Genomic DNA, 19,122 nt, shown 5'->3' on the forward strand with positions numbered 1-19,122 from the left:
ATATAGAAGTTTAGACGTCCATATGGATATAAAGAATGCAAACTGAACCGACGCCTTCGCAGGCAAACTTCAAGCGCAGCATGAAGGTGCGGCATCTGGTGATGCTGTCGCTCGGCGGCGTGATTGGCACCGGGCTGTTTTTCAACACCGGCTACATCATCTCCACCACCGGCGCAGCGGGCACGCTGCTGGCCTATCTGATTGGTGCGCTGGTGGTATGGCTGGTGATGGTGTGTCTTGGCGAGCTGGCGGTGGCGATGCCGGAAACCGGCGCGTTTCACGTCTACGCCGCGCGCTACCTCAGTCCGGCGACCGGTTACACCGTGGCCTGGCTCTACTGGCTCACCTGGACGGTGGCGCTCGGCTCCAGCCTCACCGCCGCCGGTTTCTGCATGCAGTACTGGTTCCCGACGGTGCCTGTGTGGCTGTGGTGCCTGGTGTTCTGTGTCGCCATCTATCTGCTGAATAGTGTTTCGACGCGCTTCTTTGCCGAGGGGGAGTTCTGGTTCTCCATCATTAAAGTGATCACCATCATTGCCTTTATCGTGCTGGGCGCGGCGGCGATGCTGGGGTTCATCCCGATGAAAGACGGCAGCGCGGCACCGGGATTACATAACCTGACGGCTTCCGGCTGGCTACCGCACGGTACGCTGCCGATTCTGATGACCATGGTGGCGGTGAATTTTGCCTTCTCCGGGACCGAGCTGATCGGCATTGCGGCGGGTGAAACCGAGCAGCCGCAGAAAGCGCTGCCGCTGGCGATTCGCACCACCGTGGCGCGCCTGATCATCTTCTTTATCGGCACGGTCTTTGTGCTGGCCGCGCTGATCCCGATGGATCAGGCGGGCATCGTTAAAAGTCCGTTCGTACTGGTGTTCGAAAAGATAGGCATCCCGTACGCGGCGGATATTTTCAACTTCGTGATCCTCACCGCGATCCTGTCAGCGGCAAACTCCGGACTGTACGCCTCGGGACGGATGCTGTGGTCGCTGGCCAATGAAAACACGCTGCCGCGCTGCTTTGCCCGGGTCAACCGGCGTGGCATTCCGCAGCTGGCCATCACCGTGAGTATGCTCGGCGGCCTGCTGGCGCTGTTTTCCAGCGTGATCGCCCCGGATACGGTGTTTGTGGCGCTGTCAGCGATTTCCGGCTTTGCCGTGGTGGCGGTGTGGCTGAGCATTTGCGCCTCACACTACATGTTCCGTCGCCGCTATCTGCAGGCGGGCAATGCGCCGCAGCAGTTGGCGTACCGCGCGCCGTTCTATCCGCTGGTGCCGATCCTCGGATTTACCCTGTGTCTGCTGGCGTGCATCGGGCTGGCCTTTGACCCGTCACAGCGCATCGCGCTATGGTGCGGCATTCCTTTTGTACTGTTCTGCTACGCTGCTTATTATCTGACGCAAAAACGCCAACACGCTTTCAACGCTAAGGAGACCGATGATGTCGCGTAACCCCATCGCTGCGGCCCTGACCCACACTGATACCCTGATTCTGGATGGCGCGCTGGCGACAGAGCTGGAAGCGCGCGGCTGTAATCTGGCCGATACGCTGTGGTCAGCCAAAGTGCTGATGGAAAATCCCGAGCTGATTTATCAGGTGCACTATGACTACTTCGCCGCCGGCGCTAATGTGGCGATCACCGCCAGCTATCAGGCGACGCCGCTGGGCTTCGCCGCCCGCGGACTGGATAGCGGCCAGGCCAGCGCGCTGATCCGCCAGAGCGTGGCGCTGGCCCAGCGGGCGCGCGACGATTATCGTGCCACCACAGGCAGCCAGGCACCGCTGCTGGTGGCCGGATCGGTCGGTCCTTATGGCGCTTATCTGGCCAACGGCGCCGAGTATCGCGGCGACTACGCCTTGCCGGCTGCCGAAATGAAAGATTTCCACCGTCCGCGCGTGGCGGCGCTGCTGGAGGCGGGCGTGGATTTGCTGGCGTGTGAAACGCTGCCGTCGTTTGGTGAAATTCAGGCGCTGATTAGCCTGCTGGCGGAGTTTCCGCACAGCAGCGCGTGGTTCTCCTTCACGCTGCGCGATGCGCAACACCTGAGTGACGGCACGCCGCTGAGCAAGGTGGCGGAAGTCATCAATGCCGCGCCGCAGGTGGTCGCTGTCGGCCTCAACTGCGTGGCGCTGGAGAGCGTGACGCCGGCGCTGCAAACGCTACAGGCGCTGACGGACAAGCCGCTGCTGGTCTATCCTAACTCCGGCGAGCAGTATGATGCGGTCAGCAAAAGCTGGCACTCGGCGCCGTCTGGCTGCACGCTGCACGATAAGTTCCCCGAGTGGCAACAGGCGGGCGCACGGCTGATTGGCGGCTGCTGCCGCACCACGCCGCAGGATATCGCGGCGATTGCCGCCTGTTGTCAACCGTAATAAAGCGCAGAAAAGCGCCACTGATAGCGCGATTGAGGCGAGTGAAAAGGTCGAGAGGGCAGTTTAGACTGTCCTTTCTGATTCTGAAGCGGACCTGCTATGAACCTGCGACATCTTCTTCCCGCCTGCGCGCTGCTGCTGAGCGGCTGTGCCACGATTGTCGGCACCGAAACGCAACCGGTAAAAATTGACTCTGTGCCGCAGGGCGCGCGTTTCACCGTGCAGGATGAAACCGGCCGCGCGGTGGCGCAGGGCTATACGCCGCAGACGGTGGATCTGGCGAAATCCAATGGCACCTATTTCGGTAAGAAACATTATCAGGTGATGCTGGAGAGTCCGGGCTACGTGCCGCTGACGCTGCCCATCGAGGCCAGCGCCAACCTGTGGTACGTGCTGGGCAATATTCCGCTGCTCGGTTTCCCAGGCTGGCTGGTGGTCGATCCGTTTTATGGTGGTATGTATGACCTGAAGCCAGCGCACCCGCAGCCGCATCTCAACGTGGTCGGCGCACGCGGCGGTTAATTTGCACGGATGCGTAGCGGCGCGATTTATCGCGCTTAGTTAAATACGCGCAATAAATTGCGCCGCTACGGTTCGTGCCGATGGTTATTATTGCGCGGTAGGTTTCACCATCGCATTACCGGATTTATGCTGTGCCAGGTACTGCTGCTGGAAAATGCACATGCGGATGGTGTTGCGGTACTCGCCGTTGATGAAAAACTCGTGCTTCAGCACGCCTTCCACCTCGAAACCGAGCTTGGTGTAGATATGAATCGCCTTCTCGTTCTCCTGATCGACAATCAGATACAGCTTGTAGAGATTGAGCACCGAAAAGCCGTAATCCATCGCCAGCTTTGCCGCTCTGCTGGCTAAGCCCTTGCCCTGATGCGCCGGGTCGATGATGATCTGAAACTCCGCCCGGCGATGCACGTGGTTGATCTCCACCAGCTCGACCAGCCCGGCTTTTTGCCCGTCGTGTTCCACCACAAAGCGCCGCTCGGTCTGATCGTGGATGTGCTTGTCATACAGGTCAGAAAGCTCCACAAACGCTTCGTACGGCTCTTCAAACCAGTAGCGCATCACGCTGGCATTGTTATCCAGCTGATGGACAAAGTGCAGATCTTCCCGCTCCAGCGGACGTAATTTTACCGTCATACGGTGTTCCTTTAGATGACTGAATGGCTGTTGGGCAGCGGCGCAATCTACCTTCGGGATAAACTGCGCCGCGTTGCGCTCATGCCATGCTAACCAACAATCCGGCCCTGCGCCATGCGCGCGGCGCGATCGCACATATGATCGATCACGTCAGGATCGTGGCTGACCAGCACCATCGTCAGGCCATCATTCTGTTTGAGATCGTTAAGCAGATTCAGGATCTCGGCCTGCACCGACATATCCAGCGCCGACGTAGGCTCATCCAGCAGCAGGATCTTAGGCTCCAGCAGCAGGGCACGCACAATGGCCACGCGCTGACGCTGTCCGCCGGACAGCTGATGCGGATAGCGATCCGCCAGCGCCGGATCCAGCCCGACATGGCGGAAGCCCGCGTTGATGCGATCGTCGATGTTATCGCGTCGCAGCAGCTTAAGCGGTTCCGCCAGCGTGCGGCGCAGCCGGTGGCGCGGATGCAGCGAAGCGTAGGGATCCTGAAACACCATCTGCACATCGCGCCGCAGCTGGCCGGTAAAGGGTTTGCCTGGCTGCACGGCGGTATTCGCCAGCGTCATCTGGCCGTGCCAGTGCGGATTCAGTCCGGCCATTACCCACAGCAGCGACGATTTACCGCAGCCGGAAGGCCCCACCAGACCGAAACACTCGCCGGCCGCCACCTGCAGGTTCACATCGTGCACCACGGTGCGCAGTTCATAACCCTGTTTATGCGAGACGCTCAGGTTAGCTAATTCAATCATGCATCTTCTCCAGCGCCGCGCGATCCAGCACCGGCAGGCGTTCGCCGTGCGTCGCTTTACCCGGACGGCAGGCCCACAGCGTGCGGGTATAAGGATGGCTGGCGTCTGACAGCTGCGCCGCCGGCAGGGTGTCCAGCAGGCGGCCTTTGTACATCACCATCACCCGCTGACAGTGCTCGGAAACCTGTTGCAGATCGTGACTGATCAGCAGCAGGCCCATATTGCGCTGCTCCACCAGACGACGAATCAGCGCCAGCACCTGATCGCGCATGGCGTGATCGAGCGCCGAGGTCGGCTCATCGGCAATCAGCAGATCGGGATCGGTAATCAGCGCGATCGCCAGCATCACGCGCTGGCCCATGCCGCCTGAGAGCTGATGCGGATAGCGCTTCATCAGCTGGCGCGGCTCGGGCAGGCCCACCGCGTCCAGCATCTCGCACACTTTCTCTTTGCGCTCGGCACGGCTCAGCTTGCGGTGCAGCACCAGCGGCTCTTCAACCTGCCAGCCAATGGTGCGCGTCGGGTTGAGCGCGTATTTCGGATCCTGCATGACCATCGCCACTTTGCCGCCGCGCAGGCCAATCCAGTCGCGCTCGCGCAGGTGCAGGGCGTCTGCGCCCGCCACCTGCAGCTGGTCAGCCTGCAGCTGCAGCGCGGGCGACAGCAGGCCCATCAGCGCACGCGCGGTCAGGGATTTGCCCGAGCCGGATTCACCGACCAGAGCCACGCGTTCGCGGCCAAGGGTAAAGCTGATGTTATCCACCAGCAGCGCGTCGTGGCTGCGAATCGTCAGCCCCTGCGCATCAATTAACAGATCATTTGGCATGGCGGGTATCCAGTCGGTCACGCAGGCCGTCGCCTGTCAGGTTAAACGCCAGGCTGGCGAACAGAATGGCTGCGCCGGGCGCTGCCGCCACCCACCATTGGTCGAAAATCACTTTACTGCCTTCTGCTACCATCGAGCCCCATTCGGCGGTTGGCGGCTGTACGCCCATGCCGAGGAAGCCCAGCCCGGCGGCAGAAAGAATAATCCCGCCGAGGCTCAGCGCGGCACGCACCACGGCGGTCGGCAGGCAGAGCGGCAGAATGTGGCCAAACATCAGGCGCAGGCCGGTAATACCCTGCATGCGCGCGGCGGCGAGGTAATCGCTGCGGCGCAATGCCAGGGTTTCCGCGCGTGCCTGCCGGGCAAACGGCGGCCAGCTGGTGAGTGCCAGCGCCAGCGCGCCGTTCATCAGGCCCGGACCCAGCATCGCCACCAGCGCCAGCGCAATCACCAGGTTGGGCAGCGACAGAAAAATATCGGTGATGCGCATCAGCACGCGTTCGGTCCAGCCGCCGACGTAGCCGGCGGTGATGCCGACTAACAGGCCAACCGGGATAGTCAGCACCAGGATCAGCGACACCAGCAGCAGCGTCGGACGTGCGCCGTAAATCACGCGCGACAATAAATCGCGCCCGAAGCCGTCGGTGCCGAACCAGTGCAGCGCAGATGGTGCCAGCAGACGCTGTTCAATCACCTGCGCGTTAGGATCAAACGGCGCCAGCAGCGGTGCCAGCAGCGCCATGACCACCAGCACGATCACCAGCGTCAGGCCGATGGTCAGCGAAGTGATACGCGCCCGGCGCCGGCGCGGGCGCACGGTTTCCAGTTCATGAAGTTGTTGAGTCATCGGGTTCTCGGATCGGTTAACCAGGTGAGAGCGTCGGCCACGGCATTGAGCAGGATAAAGCAGCTGCCAATCAGCAACGTAGCGCCGAGAATCGCCGGAACATCCGCGGAAAACAGCGCGTTGGTCATGTAGCGACCGACGCCCGGCCAGGCGAATACGGTTTCCGTCAGCACGGACCCTTCCAGCAGCGTGGCGTAGGAGAGGGCGATAACGGTGATCAGCGTGCCCAGCACGTTGGGGAAAATATGACGCAGCAGAATGCGCGCCCGGCCAGCGCCTTTCGCGCGCGCCAGCACCACATACTCTTTGCTGCTCTCTTCCAGCAGTGCCGCGCGCAGCAGGCGCGTAATGCCTGCCATCGCCAGCAGGCCGAGAATCACCACCGGCAGCCACAGATGGGCAATCGCGTTGCGAAACATTTCCGCATCGCCGGAGAGCCAGCTATCAATCAGTACAAAGCCGGTCTTCGGTTCAAGGGTATAAATCCATATATCATCCAGCTGGCCCGGACCGGCGGACCAGTGCAGCACGGCGTAGAACAGCAGCAGGCCCAGCAGGCCGAGCCAGAACACCGGCACCGAGTAGCCCAGCAGCGAGATAAAGCGCGCCACGTTATCAATGACGCTGCCCGGTTTCCACGCCGCCAGCAGCGCGAGCGTCACGCCGAACACCGCAGCGAAAATCATCGAACAGGTCGCCAGCTCAAGCGTGGCGGGGAAGGTGCGCATCAGGTCGGCGCTGACTGGCTGATTGGTCAGGTGCGACAGGCCGAGATTGCCCTGCGCCAGATGGCTGATATAGCGCCAGAACTGCACCAGCACCGGCTGATCCAGTCCCAGGTCGTGACGCACCTGAGCATAGGTGGCCTCGCTGGCGTGATCGCCGGCGATTTGTTGTACCGGGTCGACTGGCGACAGGTGCGACAGCATGAAAGTAAACGCTAACAAACCCACCAGCGTCACCAGCAGCGACAGCAGACTGGTGACGAGGCGGCTGAAGCGCTGCCAGAGTGGCCGGGCGAACCCGGCCGATGACGCTGACGCTGCCATTACTTCGAAACCTGCGCGTAATACACCATGTCCGGGTTGATCCCCTGCACATAGCCCTGCAGATTGTCGCGCAGCGCAATCAGGTTACGCGCCTGCAGGCCAATCACGTACGGCGAGTTCTTCAGCACTTCGCGCTGCATCGCCTGATAAAGCGCAACGCGCTTATTGCTGTCGGCTTCGGCCGTCGCCGCCAGCGTCTGTTTGCTCAGCTCCGGGATGTGCCAGTCTGAACGGTAAGCAATGGTTTTGCTGCCATCTTCCGGATTGTATGCGAAGGACGCAGCGTTGGTGTTCGGGTCGAAATAATCCGCGCCCCAGGCGTTGAGCGTAGCTTCATACTGATGCGCCTTCACGCGGGTGGAGACTTCAGAGCTTAAGCCCGGCTGCACTTCCACCTTCACGCCGCCTTTGGCGAAGCTGCCCTGCAGCGCCTGCGCGATATCAAGGTACGGCGGCTGATTGCTGGTGGAGAGCTTAAAGCTGACGTTGGTCAGGCCGGCCTTTTGCAGAATCGCTTTGGCTTTCTCCGGATCGTAGCTGTAAGGCGTGTCGTTCAGCGCACCGGGGAAACCCTTCGGCAGGAAGGTCTGATGCACTTCAAACTGGCCTTTCAGCAGGTCATTGGCGATACCTTTGTAGTCGAACAGGTAACGTGCCGCTTCCCACAGCGCCGGGTTCTTCAGTACCGGATTGGCACCGACATTGAACTGAATGTAGTAGAGCGACGCCATCGGAATCGCTTCGGTCTTCACGCCGGCTTTGCCCTTCAGCGCAGCGATCTGGTCAGCACCGAGGTTACGCGCGATATCGACATCGCCCTGTTCCAGCAGCAGACGGCGCGCTGCCGGCTCCGGCACGTTTTTGATCAGAATGTTTTTCAGCTTCGGTGCACCGGCCGGTGAGGTCGGGTTGGCGCTGAGCAGTATCGCTTCATGCAGCACCACTTTACGAATCTGGAACGGGCCGCTGCCGGCCGAGTGGGTGCCGAGCCACGCGTGGCCGAAATCACCGTTTTTGGCGTTGGCCTGCGCGGTTTTTTCATCAACGATCGAGGAGACCGGCGCGGACAGCAGGCTCAGCACGTAGGCCGGGCTGACGTTGGCGCTCCAGCTAATCTGTACGTGGTCTTCATCGACCTTTTTCAGGAAGCTGTCAACGTTGTCTTTGTTCCAGCCGAGCTGGGTCAGAATAAAGGACGGATCGAGGTTGAGTTTCACCACGCGGCCCAGCGAGAAGATGACATCTTCCGGGCGCAGCGGGTTACCGCTGGCAAACTTCGCGTCTTTGCGCAGCGCAAACGTCAGGCTGCGGTTATCGCTGCCCGGCTGCCACGACGTCGCCAGCGTTGGCTTAAGATCGGTCGGATTGGCCGGATCGGACTGCACCAGGCGCTGATAAATGTTAGTGAACGCTTGCACCGTGGTCAGTTCAAAGCCCTGGGCCGGATCAAAGCTGTCCGCATCATCCGTAGACTGCGCAATCACCAGCGTATCTTTCGGCGTGGCGGCCTGCGCAGAGAAGGCGGCTACCAGCGACAGCGCCAGCAGTGAGGGAATAATTTTTTTCATGTTGTTTCCTTGCCTTAAAAAAGTAACGCGAGTTTACGAGAGCGCTACAGTGAAGAATAGTCAATTTATGGCTATGCATATGCCGTAAGGTTCTAAGCGGTGCGCTTCAGTTATAAGCAAGAGGGCGCAATGCGATCGGATTAATCTGGCGCACCTTATATCCGCACGCTTTATCAACCAAATCGCAACGAAAATTAAATCAACCTGAACCCCGGAATAATTAACTTTACTTCGCTTTTCGCCCTCCTATAATAGCCGCAACTTCACACAGGAGAATTCAGTTGGACAGTCACCCTTATCGATGGCAATACAAGGCAAGCTGACGCGCGAATTCTTTTGTCGCTGCTTGCCAACATGGCGGGCAGCAATCCTCACCTGTTTCTGATGATTGTTCCCTGATAATGACACCACAGCGGGCTGATGCCCGTGGGAATAGCATCATGCACATGATTTTAAACGCACTTTTCCCTCCGCCTCGATGCGCGCGCTGATCTTCAGCGTGCTGAGCTTCCCTGCGCGTTAAGCCGCTTCAGGCTGCTGCTGCGCGCAGCGTTATCCAGGATTATGTTATTTCACTCGTTATTCAGCGAGCGACTTTCTTCGCCCATTATTTCCGGGAGGTAATATGGAAATTCCCGACAGGTTATTTTTAATTTAATCCGGTCACGCCGTGACAATTAATGTTTTCGACTTGTGCGCCTGGCGCGCAGGGATCGTTATTGCCGTAAAAAAATAAACGAGGAGTGTCATCATGACTGACATGAAACTCAACCAGGAAAAAAAAGCCTGGAACACCGTGCGTCCGGCACGTCAGAAAACCGCACGCTATCTGATTGAAGACGAAGCCGCTTTTACCGCCGACGAAACGCTGCTGCGCCTGCGCAGCGATGCGCTGGGGCTGGTCGAACGCGAAGCGGAAGCGCGGCTGCAGATTTATGGTCGTAATCAGGTAGAGCATGATAAAGCGCCACCGGCGCTGGTACAGCTGATCCAGGCTTTCAATAATCCGTTCATCTATGTGCTGCTGGCGCTGGCGCTGGTGAGCTTTTTCACCGACTACTGGATGCCGCTGCGCCATGGCGAGGAGACCGACCTGACCGGTGTCATCATCATTGTGACGATGGTAACGCTCAGCGGTTTGCTGCGCTTCTGGCAGGAGTTTCGCACCAACAAAGCGGCACAGGCGCTGAAATCGATGGTACGCACCACCGCCACCGTGCTGCGCCGGGAATCGGCGCAGCAGGCGCCGCAGAAACAGGAAGTGGATATCACCAGCCTGGTGCCTGGCGATATCATCTATCTGTCGGCGGGCGATCTGGTACCCGCCGATGTGCGGCTGCTCGACTCACGCGATCTGTTTATCAGCCAGGCGATTCTGACCGGCGAATCGCTGCCGGTGGAGAAATATGATGTCACCGGCCACGTAGCCAGCAAGCAGGCCAGCGCCAGCGACAAAGATGCATCGCTGCTGGAACTGGGCAGCGTATGCCTGATGGGCACTAATGTCTCCAGTGGCAGCGCCAAAGCGGTGGTGGTGGCGACCGGCGGGGAAACTTACTTCGGCAGCCTGGCGAAATCGATTGTTGGTAACCGCACACAAACCGCTTTCGATCGCGGCGTCAACAGCGTCAGCTGGCTGCTGATTCGCTTCATGCTGGTGATGGTGCCGGTGGTGCTGCTGATTAACGGCCTGACCAAAGGCGACTGGCTGGATGCTTCGCTGTTCGCGCTGGCGGTGGCGGTGGGACTGACGCCGGAAATGCTGCCGATGATTGTCAGCTCGAATCTGGCCAAAGGGGCGATTGCCATGTCGCGCCGAAAAGTGATCGTCAAACGCCTGAACGCGATCCAGAACCTCGGCGCCATGGACATTTTGTGTACCGACAAAACCGGCACGCTGACGCAGGACAACATCATCCTGGAGCATCATCTCGATTGTGCCGGGGTAGAGAACTCGCGCGTCCTGATGCTGAGCTGGCTCAATAGCCATTACCAGAGCGGCACGCCTAACCTGATGGATCGCGCCATCCTGCGCTACGGCAAAGGACGCATCAGCGCGGACATGAGCGACTACTACAGCAAAGTGGATGAGCTGCCGTTTGATTTTGTGCGTCGTCGCGTTTCAGTGGTGGTGCGTGACCGCCGCCTCAACCAGCAGATGCTGATCTGTAAGGGCGCGGTCGAAGAGATGCTGAGCATTGCCAGCGCCGAACGCGAAGGCAAACTGATTCAGCCGCTCAATGAAACCCGTCGCGCTGAGCTGCTGGCGCTGGCGCATCAGTACAATCAGCAGGGCTTCCGCGTACTGCTGGTGGCCAGCCGCGCGCTGGCGGAGCCAGGTCTGCAACAGGCGCTGAGCGTCGCGGATGAGCAGGGGCTGACCATCGAAGGGCTGCTGACCTTCCTCGATCCGCCGAAGGAGAGTGCGGCGAAGGCGATTACCGCGCTGAACGAGAACGGCGTAACGGTCAAAGTGCTGACCGGCGATAATCCGGTAGTGACGGCGCGCATCTGTCAGCAGGTGGGCATCGACTGTGGCGAGATCCTCACCGGCGAGGCGATTGCGGCGATGAGCGATGAGCAGCTGGCGCAGGCCGCGGCGCGCAGCTCGGTGTTTGCCAAACTGACACCGCTGCAGAAGTCACGCATTCTGCGTGCGCTGCAGCAGCAGGGCCATACGGTGGGTTTTCTCGGTGACGGCATTAATGATGCGCCGGCGCTGCGTGACGCCGATGTGGGGATCTCGGTCGACAGCGCGGCGGACATCGCCAAAGAGTCTTCAGACATCATCCTGCTGGAAAAGGATTTGATGGTGCTGGAAGAGGGCGTTATGAAGGGGCGCGAGACGTTCGGCAACATCATCAAGTACCTGAACATGACCGCCAGTTCCAACTTCGGTAATGTGTTCTCGGTGCTGGTGGCGAGCGCATTCATTCCGTTCCTGCCGATGCTGGCGATTCATCTGCTGATTCAGAACCTGATGTACGATCTGTCACAGCTGGCGCTGCCGTGGGACAAAATGGATCGCGAGTTCCTGCGCAAACCACGCAAATGGGACGCGCGCAACATCAAACGCTTTATGCTGTGGATTGGGCCAACGTCGTCAATTTTTGACATCACCACCTTTGCGCTGATGTGGTACGTGTTCGCGGCGAATTCCCCAGCGATGCAGTCACTGTTCCAGTCCGGCTGGTTTGTGGAAGGGCTGCTGTCGCAGACGCTGGTGGTGCACATGCTGCGCACGCGCAAGATTCCGTTTATCCAGAGCCGCGCGGCGCTACCGGTGCTGCTGACCACCGCCTGCGTAATGATTGCCGGCATTCTGCTGCCGTTCTCGCCGCTCGGCGCGATGGTCGGCCTGGTGCCGCTGCCATGGAGCTATTTCCCCTGGCTGCTGGCCACGCTGCTCGGCTACTGCCTGGTGGCGCAGGGTATGAAAACGCTGTACATCAAGCGCTTTGGCCAGTGGTTCTGAGTGCAGGAGGCGCGATGAAGCAACGCAACCTGGATAAAACGGTGTGCCACCTGCTGATAATTATGGTGGTCATCGTCGTGCTAACGTTAGTGTTCCGGTAAGGACAACAGGGCAGGGTATCCTGCCCTTTTTCGTGGCACACCAACCAGCGAGAGACAGATGAGCCAACAACAGCGAGCATTGATTATTGGGGCGTCAAAAGGCATTGGCCTGGCCGTGGTGCAGCAACTACTGCAGGCGGGCTGGCAGGTGACCGCCACCTACCGTTCCACGGCGGTTTCGTTTCAGCATCCGCAGCTGCAGTGGCTGGCGCTGGATATCACCGATGGCGCGCAGCGTGACGCGCTGGTCCGGCAGCTCGGCAACGCACCCTTTGATTGCATCCTGATTAACGCCGGGATTCTCGGTCCGCACGCGTCACAGCTGCGCGACGTGGACGATGCGCAGCTCAGCGAACTGTTCTTTACCAATGCGGTGGCGCCGGTGCGCCTGGCGGAGAGCCTGCTGCCGCTGCTGCGCGATAAACAGAGCGTGCTGGGCCTGACCACGTCGCGTCTCGCCAGCCTCAACGAGAACCGTGACGCGGCGATGCCGTTCTACTCAGCCAGCAAAGCGGCGCTGAATATGCTGAGCCGCGCGCTGGCGACGCAGATGCACCAGCAGGGCAGCACATTGCTGTCACTGCATCCGGGCTGGGTAAAAACGGATATGGGCGGTGAGGGCGCGGATATCACCGTCACCGAGAGTGCGCAGGGCATGGTCACGCAACTGCAGCAGTTTAGCGGGCGTGGCGGCCATCATTACGTGGATTACCGCGGCCAGCTGCTGAACTGGTAATGATTAACCTGCTGGTTAGCGCCAGCAGGTTTTTTTCTTACTCGTCCGGCGAATAGTACTGCACGCCGATTTCGATACGTTCGCGACCGCTCGCCACGCGGTGGCGGTTGGTATCGCGCAGCGAATAGATGCAGCCGCAATACTCCTGCTGATAGAAGCGCTCGCGCTTGCTGATCTCAATCATGCGCGACGAACCGCCACCTTTACGCCAGTTAAACTCCCAGTACAGCATATCCGGATAACGTGCCGCCGCGCGCACGCCGCAGTCGTTGATTTGCTGCATATTCTTCCAGCGCGAAATGCCGAGTGAACTGGTGATCACCGGGAAGCCGTGTTCATGCGCGTACAGCGCGGTGCGCTCGAAGCGCATGTCGAAACACATGGTGCAGCGCACGCCGCGCTCCGGCTCCCACTCCATGCCACGCGCGCGCTCGAACCAGTTGTCTTTGTCGTAATCGGCATCAACAAAAGGCACGCCAAACTGCTCGGCAAAGCGGATGTTCTCCTCTTTGCGCAGCTCGTACTCTTTCAGCGGATGGATGTTCGGGTTGTAGAAGAAGATGGTGTAATCGATGCCGGAAGCCAGCATCGCTTCCATCACTTCTCCCGAGCAGGGAGCGCAGCAGGAGTGCAGCAGCACTTTATTATGGCCATTCGGCAAGGGCAGCGGCTGGCGTTGAAATGTATCGGACATAAAGTTAATTAATGGTTAAGGGCGATGCGGCAAGTGTAGGGGCAAAGGCCGGCCGATGCAAAGCGTCGGTGGCGTTTCAGGGAGGGGGCTGTGGTACTGCGTGGTACCCGCTCGCCGGAGATGCTTAGCGGCGCAATTGATCGCGTAATACATTGCGCCGCTTGCAGGGTCAATGACCCACCTTCGCGCATCACTGCGCAGGTCAGGTCTCGTCGTGAATGGTGGTCGACGCACCGTTCTGCTGCACCGAGCGGATGCCGTTTTCCGCCGCCTGTTTGGAACTGTACATCTCGCTGGTGGCGATGGTTTCGCCGTTGCTGGCTTTAAGCACAAACCAGTATTTCTGTGACAATGCTGTATCACTTTTTCTCAGTACGTAATATCCCATGTGCTTTCTCCTTGTGCCGGCACCCGATGGCCGGTTCGTTTACTATTCGCGCAGTCTGCTTATTAATCAATCACTGATTAGGAATTTGCCCGAATCCAGGAGCGAGATCGCAGCGTTTTGTATTAATCCGGTTGCTGGCAGGCACAAAAAAGGCCGCATCGCGGCCTTTTGGGGTAATGAGTTCGTGTCTATCACGCGGGTAAAGCCGTGATGTTCATGAATCGGGTAAATGCTTTACTGCGGGAGACACCTTTCGGATCGTTGAAAAATGGCAGCTGGAATTTCGGTGATTCTTCCAGTTTCAGGCTCCAGATATAATCACCGATAAAACGAAACTGGAGTGAATGGTCACTGATGTGCAATTGCTCAAATGTGCCGGAGTTATACTCATTGCCAATAGTGACAATTTCCTGAATGCCCTGAGAGAAATCAATCAGCACAATCGTTAGTGATTCCTCGTAGAGCACGTCATCCGTGACAAATAGCACATAGCGGTTATCAGTAACTTTAACTGCTGCCTCAAGGATTTTTCCGGGGATGATTATGCCGGTAGAACTACCGCTGAGTAATACCTCTGATTTCGCCTGTTCGCGGTCCGTTGCGTGTTGCACTTCAACCAAAGATACATCATTAACTATTTGCATCAGCGCCAAATCCATCCCATTTGCCATGCCGCGAGAGCAGCTCCTGCGAATGAAATTTAACTAAGTTCGCTGCGGATTAATATGCTTATGATGTAAAAACGCCTGATGCAGTGCACCAGGCGTTTTCGACTCAAATGAATGCAGAGCAATCGCTGTCTACATCAGAAGAAATTACTCAGAGACTTTCTTCTTCAGATCGCTGGCACCTTCTTTGGTTTTGTTCCAGCCTTTCTGCGCGCCTTCTTTGGTGGCGTCCCAACCTTTTTCAGTACCTTCTTTGGTGCTGTTCCAGGCTTTCTGTGAGTTTTCACTCGCTTTGCTGGTCAGGCTATCGCTTTTGCCTTCGGCAGCATGTTTGGCTTTGAGCTGCTGCTCTTCACCCTGATGCTGCGCCTGATGCAGTTTCTCTTTCGCCGTATTGGCGCCCGCTTTGGCGTCAGCGACGGTTTCATCGGTTGCGTGTGTGGCGGCAAACGCCGTAGAAGTCAGAAGAATAGCGGATAACGCAATAATCGTCTTTTTCATAATATATTCCCTCATTAAGCATCATAAGTGTTATGAGCGTAGTTAAGAGTGGCACAGAGCGCAACGCAGGGCATTAGGAATAAACTGTAAGTGAATCGTACCGTTTCTGTGGGCGTTTCTGGCATAAATGCGCAGCCGTGTGCCGTAGGAGCCAGCCATGCGTAATGCTCGCGCAGCGCAGAGGAGAAGGAAACGATGTGTGCTAAGTGCAATAGTCGGCTAGAGAAAAGGCGGGGCAACAGCGCAAGCCTAAATGGTTGTGCGATTTTTTGTGCAGGTACTGGAGTAAGACGTAAAAGCCAACTGGAATCACGCCATAGCCGATCAGGCAGGTCTTTGATTGAGATTACCGAAGCCCTGAACAGTGGGTTGATTGACTCAAAAGCTTCAAATAATGCAGACAAGGTCAGTATAATGTCCATGCGAGTCAGGCCAGGGAGGTGAAAATTATGGATGAAAAAACCAACAAAAAGTTGAAGAAAATTCAATCAAAAATTCGGGGTAATGATTTTAACAAGGCTGAGTTACTTAGTTTCAGAGCCGGTTATAAAGAGATAAATTCGGTTTTTACAAAGAAAATCACCTCGGATATTAACCTGCGTTCAGTCATCGCGATCTTGTCAAATGATGTGTCTTCAGTTGTCGTTATTTATCTCTATATTCTGATTCTTTTTACGGCGGCTTTTTGTTTTGTCGGTGAAACGGAAGGTGCAGGATTATTTTTTGGCATGATAGGTATTGCTGCCGTAGTGCATTTCATTTACATGGCCAGGAAAAATAAGTTAGGACTCTTCACCCAAGTGAAGCTGGTTAATCTCTATATTAGAAGTGTTTTCTAAAAATCCTTCTTGTAACCCCCTCTTCGGAAACGACAGACTCGAACAATTTATTGCCTGTTTGAGACGTCGTTAACCGTGAATGTTGACACAGCATTGTGCGAAAAATCAACTGCGCCACGCAGGCTCACCGGACAGGGCTGAACGCTCAAGTGCGCGGGTTTCCCGAATATTTCGCGCTGGCGGTGAACCAAACAGCCGTGAATATTCACGGGTAAACTGCGTCACGCTCTCATATCCTACCGCATTAGCAGCAATACCGATGGCTGTCCCTTCCGTCAGCATCAGTCTCCGCGCTTCAAGCAGGCGCAGCTGTTTCTGGAATTGCAGTGGGGTGAGCGTGGTGACATGGCGGAAATGCGTATGAAATACCGAGAGGCTCATACCGGCGGCGTCAGCAAGGGTTTTCATGCGCAGCGGTTGCGCATAATTGGCCCGAATGATTGCGACTGCCCGCGCAATCCGTCGGGCATGGCTGTCAGTACTGCCGAGGGCACGCAGCGCGCTGCCGTGTCGTCCTGACAGTAGCCAGTAATGTAACTCTCGCACCAACTGGCTGCCCAGCACGGCGAGCGCGCGCGGTCTGCTGAGCATGTTCAGCAGGCGCAAAGCGGCTTCTGCCACATCTTCTTCGATCTGATCAATGCTGACGGGCAAATCCGTGGCAGCCTCCAGCCCGACCATGTTTGCCATCAGTTCACTAATCACCGCCGCATCCAGTTCCACGACCAGAGAATAATAAGGGGTGTCGGCACTGGCGCTGATAACCTGACTCACGGTTGGCACGTCCATGGTGATCAGCAGGGATTCCCCCGCGCCAAAATCAAAACGATCAGTGCCCATGGTCACGCGTTTGCTGCCTTGCAGCACCATTGCGATCAATGGTTTAGTGATCGCGAATTGCAACGCGGTAGGCGCGGTCTCGCGCAGAATGAACACCCCATCAACTGGCGTTGCAGCAACGCCCGCTCCGTTGTGGTGTTCATCAGCATAATGCCTTGCCGCCTGCAGCAAAGCCGCCATCCTCCCGGCAGAGTTGAATTCATCGTCCCGTGCAGTGCGTTCCTCATAAGCGTGAAGATGCTTTTTCATATTATCAGGCAATCAATTAAAAATTTAAATTGCAATCATTCTAGTAAATACGGCATCAAATAAAAATATAAAAATAATCAGGCAATAATTAAAAATTATTGGGCAACCTTGTAAGTCTGCCGATTGTTAGAATCACTCTCCCACTATTGAGGAGATATTTCATGACAACCCTTTCTCTTGTAACTGGCGCCAGCCGGGGTCTTGGCCGTAATACCGCACTGAGCATTGCCCGTCATGGTGGTGATGTCATCGTGACTTATCGTACTGGTAAAGAAGCGGCGGATGCCGTGGTGAATGAAATTCAGGCGCTTGGCCGTAAGGCAGTTGCGCTGCAACTGGACACCAGTAACGTATCGTCCTTCCCGGGTTTCGTCGCCGCCGTGGGCAATATCCTGAAAGGTGACTGGGGACGCGAAACGTTCGACCATCTGATCAACAACGCCGGGCATGGGGAAATGGCCGACTTTAGCGCAACCACGGAAGAGCAGTTCGACGCGTTATTTAATGTACACGTCAAAGGAGTGTTTTTTCTGACGCAGTCGCTGCTGCCGCTGCTGGTCGATGGCGGACGCATCGTCAACTTCTCTTCGGGGCTGACCCGCGTGTCGTTCCCGGGCTTCTCAGCCTATTCGGCTGCCAAGGGCGCCGTTGAAATTCTCTCCGTGTATATGGCGAAAGAACTGGGCAGCCGCGGCATCACCGTGAATACCGTGGCCCCGGGAGCGATTGAGACCGATTTCCTGGGTAGCGCGGTGCGTGACATCCCGGATTACAACCAGGCGTTTGCTGGCATGACCGCGCTGGGTCGCGTGGGCCTGCCTGATGACATCGGTCCGATGATTGCCAGCCTGCTGGGACCGGACAACCGCTGGGTCACCGGTCAGCGTATTGAAGTCTCCGGTGGGCAGTCAATTTAGTTGCCCGATGATGGATTCCGCCCGGTGCGGAATCCATCCTGTTCCCTGATGCAATAAGAGGTATTTGATGCCTAAAATGATCATTCATGCGCCAGCAGGTACCTTTGATGCGGCTGAGCGTCAACAGGTTGCCAGAGATCTGACGCAGTTAGGACTTGATTGCGAGGCGCTGCCAGACTCCCCTCTGGTTCGTAGTACGGTATGGACCTACTTTGCCGAATACTCTTCTGATGCCGTTTTTATGGGAGACAAACCCGCATGGTTGCCGGTTGTGTCCCTTCAGATATATGTCATCAAAGGTGGCCTGGATGAGGGTGCAAAGAAGAGGCTGATTATGGGAGCAACCGCAATTCTGGATCGTCGTCCGTCAGGCACCTCTGTCGCTCCTGTCTATGTGGTGATTCATGAAGTCGAAGAAGCCAACTGGGGGATATTCGGTCAGCAGGCCGATCTGGCAGTGCTTCGCGCCAGCGATGTAAATGCTGCGGCGATTTGAAGGAAATGTTTTTGATAGGGGGGCGAGAAAACTATCAGGGAATGGTGTGAAGGTTATAGTGAGTGTCGTCTGAACTCCACGCTGAATTTTCGAGCCCCCTATGGAATTGCAGCGGGCTGGAGAAGGGATTAGGTTGCTGCAAAAATACAGACTGTCTCCCCCGCTGCCAACTATAATTGGAAATCCGTTTAACATGAAAATTATAATGGCTCAAAAGACAGGCACCTTCGCTGGCAGGACCGTGCCAGTTATTGGCTGGGCTGTAATGGCGTCAGACGTAAGGGTTATAGGCTGGGAGTCGATGAACCGTTACAACACGATAGTCCAGGCGGAGGATAAAATCTGGTGATGGATGATACTGAAAAGGCCATATTTGCACTGGTTGAAGAATATAACGGTTACTGTTTCTGGCTGCGTAAGCGTTTTCCACTGACACATACAACGGATTTGAACAAAGATTTCAGGATGGCGCCGGAAGACGCCGCTGAGCTGCTGGAAACTTTCGCGGAGCGATTTTCTCTCAACCCGAAAGAAATAAATTTCGGGCGTTATTTTCCGGCAGATAATGGTAAGGCGGAAAAACCTCTGACCATTCAGCTGCTAATTGATTCTGCGCGCGCCGGTCACTGGACTGATAAATAAAAA

General features: G+C 57.1%; 20 protein-coding genes and 1 pseudogene. 10 read left to right on the forward strand and 11 right to left on the reverse strand.

Features of this window, described 5'->3' with window-relative positions; genetic code table 11:
* Nucleotides 1-35: 35 nt before the first annotated feature.
* The 3 genes from mmuP (at nucleotide 36) to C1N60_RS04870 (ending at nucleotide 2,895) form a co-directional block, all read left to right on the forward strand.
* Nucleotides 36-1,451: an S-methylmethionine permease gene (gene mmuP, locus C1N60_RS04860; protein ID WP_058776476.1), complete on the forward strand. Its 1,416-nt coding sequence runs from the start codon at nucleotides 36-38 to the stop codon at nucleotides 1,449-1,451.
* Nucleotides 1,441-2,373, forward strand: coding sequence for a homocysteine S-methyltransferase (gene mmuM / locus C1N60_RS04865; protein WP_104188767.1), 933 nt, complete (start codon nucleotides 1,441-1,443; stop codon nucleotides 2,371-2,373). Before mmuP ends, mmuM begins: the two co-directional genes overlap by 11 nt.
* 99 nt (nucleotides 2,374-2,472) lie before the next feature.
* Nucleotides 2,473-2,895, forward strand: a complete 423-nt coding sequence (locus C1N60_RS04870; RefSeq protein ID WP_058758247.1) for a hypothetical protein — start codon at nucleotides 2,473-2,475, stop codon at nucleotides 2,893-2,895.
* An 87-nt stretch (nucleotides 2,896-2,982) separates the two neighbouring features.
* On the opposite strand, the gene speG is transcribed toward C1N60_RS04870, so the two are convergent.
* From speG to C1N60_RS04900, 6 genes are all read right to left on the reverse strand, one after another.
* On the reverse strand, nucleotides 2,983-3,528 hold the full coding sequence (gene speG, locus C1N60_RS04875) for a spermidine N1-acetyltransferase (RefSeq protein ID WP_021506478.1): 546 nt from the start codon (nucleotides 3,526-3,528) through the stop codon (nucleotides 2,983-2,985).
* A gap of 89 nt (nucleotides 3,529-3,617) precedes the next feature.
* Nucleotides 3,618-4,283 carry an ABC transporter ATP-binding protein gene (locus tag C1N60_RS04880; RefSeq protein ID WP_058776474.1) on the reverse strand — a complete coding sequence of 222 codons (666 nt, stop codon included), beginning with the start codon at nucleotides 4,281-4,283 and terminating at the stop codon, nucleotides 3,618-3,620.
* Nucleotides 4,276-5,109: an ABC transporter ATP-binding protein gene (locus tag C1N60_RS04885; protein ID WP_104188765.1), complete on the reverse strand. Its 834-nt coding sequence runs from the start codon at nucleotides 5,107-5,109 to the stop codon at nucleotides 4,276-4,278. The genes C1N60_RS04880 and C1N60_RS04885 overlap by 8 nt, the downstream gene beginning before the upstream one ends.
* Nucleotides 5,099-5,956 (reverse strand): ABC transporter permease, encoded by an 858-nt coding sequence (locus tag C1N60_RS04890; protein WP_282995806.1) that lies wholly within the window; start codon nucleotides 5,954-5,956, stop codon nucleotides 5,099-5,101. Before C1N60_RS04890 ends, C1N60_RS04885 begins: the two co-directional genes overlap by 11 nt.
* Nucleotides 5,953-7,005 carry an ABC transporter permease gene (locus C1N60_RS04895; protein ID WP_021506482.1) on the reverse strand — a complete coding sequence of 351 codons (1,053 nt, stop codon included), beginning with the start codon at nucleotides 7,003-7,005 and terminating at the stop codon, nucleotides 5,953-5,955. The genes C1N60_RS04890 and C1N60_RS04895 overlap by 4 nt, the downstream gene beginning before the upstream one ends.
* Nucleotides 7,005-8,573, reverse strand: a complete 1,569-nt coding sequence (locus tag C1N60_RS04900; protein WP_278426630.1) for an ABC transporter substrate-binding protein — start codon at nucleotides 8,571-8,573, stop codon at nucleotides 7,005-7,007. Before C1N60_RS04900 ends, C1N60_RS04895 begins: the two co-directional genes overlap by 1 nt.
* Before the next feature lie 751 nt (nucleotides 8,574-9,324).
* Between C1N60_RS04900 and mgtA the strand changes: the two genes are divergently transcribed.
* Together mgtA and C1N60_RS04910 are read left to right on the forward strand one after the other, a co-directional pair.
* Nucleotides 9,325-12,048: a magnesium-translocating P-type ATPase gene (mgtA, locus tag C1N60_RS04905; protein ID WP_394521456.1), complete on the forward strand. Its 2,724-nt coding sequence runs from the start codon at nucleotides 9,325-9,327 to the stop codon at nucleotides 12,046-12,048.
* A gap of 159 nt (nucleotides 12,049-12,207) precedes the next feature.
* Entirely contained in the window at nucleotides 12,208-12,885 is a 678-nt protein-coding gene (locus C1N60_RS04910; RefSeq protein ID WP_394521457.1) for an SDR family oxidoreductase, read from the forward strand.
* 37 nt (nucleotides 12,886-12,922) lie between these two features.
* Here the strand turns inward: C1N60_RS04910 and C1N60_RS04915 are convergent, their stop codons facing one another.
* The 4 genes from C1N60_RS04915 to C1N60_RS04930 form a co-directional block, all read right to left on the reverse strand.
* Nucleotides 12,923-13,579, reverse strand: a complete 657-nt coding sequence (locus C1N60_RS04915) for an epoxyqueuosine reductase QueH (protein ID WP_031279356.1) — start codon at nucleotides 13,577-13,579, stop codon at nucleotides 12,923-12,925.
* Between the two features lie 202 nt (nucleotides 13,580-13,781).
* A complete protein-coding gene (locus tag C1N60_RS04920; protein ID WP_021506487.1) occupies nucleotides 13,782-13,967 on the reverse strand; it encodes a YegP family protein in 186 nt (61 codons plus the stop codon).
* Nucleotides 13,968-14,158: 191 nt separating this feature from the next.
* Nucleotides 14,159-14,638 carry a hypothetical protein gene (locus C1N60_RS04925; protein WP_394521458.1) on the reverse strand — a complete coding sequence of 160 codons (480 nt, stop codon included), beginning with the start codon at nucleotides 14,636-14,638 and terminating at the stop codon, nucleotides 14,159-14,161.
* 144 nt (nucleotides 14,639-14,782) lie between these two features.
* Nucleotides 14,783-15,136, reverse strand: coding sequence for a hypothetical protein (locus tag C1N60_RS04930; RefSeq protein WP_021506488.1), 354 nt, complete (start codon nucleotides 15,134-15,136; stop codon nucleotides 14,783-14,785).
* A 449-nt stretch (nucleotides 15,137-15,585) separates the two neighbouring features.
* On the opposite strand from C1N60_RS04930, the gene C1N60_RS04935 reads away from it, so the two are divergent.
* Entirely contained in the window at nucleotides 15,586-15,975 is a 390-nt protein-coding gene (locus C1N60_RS04935; RefSeq protein ID WP_288445433.1) for a hypothetical protein, read from the forward strand.
* A gap of 105 nt (nucleotides 15,976-16,080) precedes the next feature.
* Here the strand turns inward: C1N60_RS04935 and C1N60_RS04940 are convergent, their stop codons facing one another.
* On the reverse strand, nucleotides 16,081-16,995 hold the full coding sequence (locus tag C1N60_RS04940; protein ID WP_394521735.1) for an AraC family transcriptional regulator: 915 nt from the start codon (nucleotides 16,993-16,995) through the stop codon (nucleotides 16,081-16,083).
* A 230-nt stretch (nucleotides 16,996-17,225) separates the two neighbouring features.
* Here C1N60_RS04940 and C1N60_RS04945 point away from each other — a divergent pair, with 230 nt between their 5' ends.
* The 4 genes and pseudogenes from C1N60_RS04945 (at nucleotide 17,226) to C1N60_RS04960 (ending at nucleotide 19,119) form a co-directional block, all read left to right on the forward strand.
* Nucleotides 17,226-17,981, forward strand: a complete 756-nt coding sequence (locus tag C1N60_RS04945; RefSeq protein ID WP_394521459.1) for an SDR family NAD(P)-dependent oxidoreductase — start codon at nucleotides 17,226-17,228, stop codon at nucleotides 17,979-17,981.
* A 67-nt stretch (nucleotides 17,982-18,048) separates the two neighbouring features.
* Entirely contained in the window at nucleotides 18,049-18,477 is a 429-nt protein-coding gene (locus C1N60_RS04950; protein ID WP_166712026.1) for a tautomerase family protein, read from the forward strand.
* A gap of 130 nt (nucleotides 18,478-18,607) precedes the next feature.
* Nucleotides 18,608-18,826, forward strand: a pseudogene (locus tag C1N60_RS04955) (hypothetical protein); the annotation flags it as partial.
* Nucleotides 18,820-19,119, forward strand: coding sequence for a DUF1493 family protein (locus tag C1N60_RS04960; RefSeq protein WP_262265090.1), 300 nt, complete (start codon nucleotides 18,820-18,822; stop codon nucleotides 19,117-19,119). The pseudogene C1N60_RS04955 and the gene C1N60_RS04960, both read left to right, overlap by 7 nt.
* The last annotated feature ends 3 nt before the right edge of the window (nucleotides 19,120-19,122 follow it).

The sequence above is a fragment of the Pantoea sp. SGAir0184 genome, assembly GCF_043544755.1.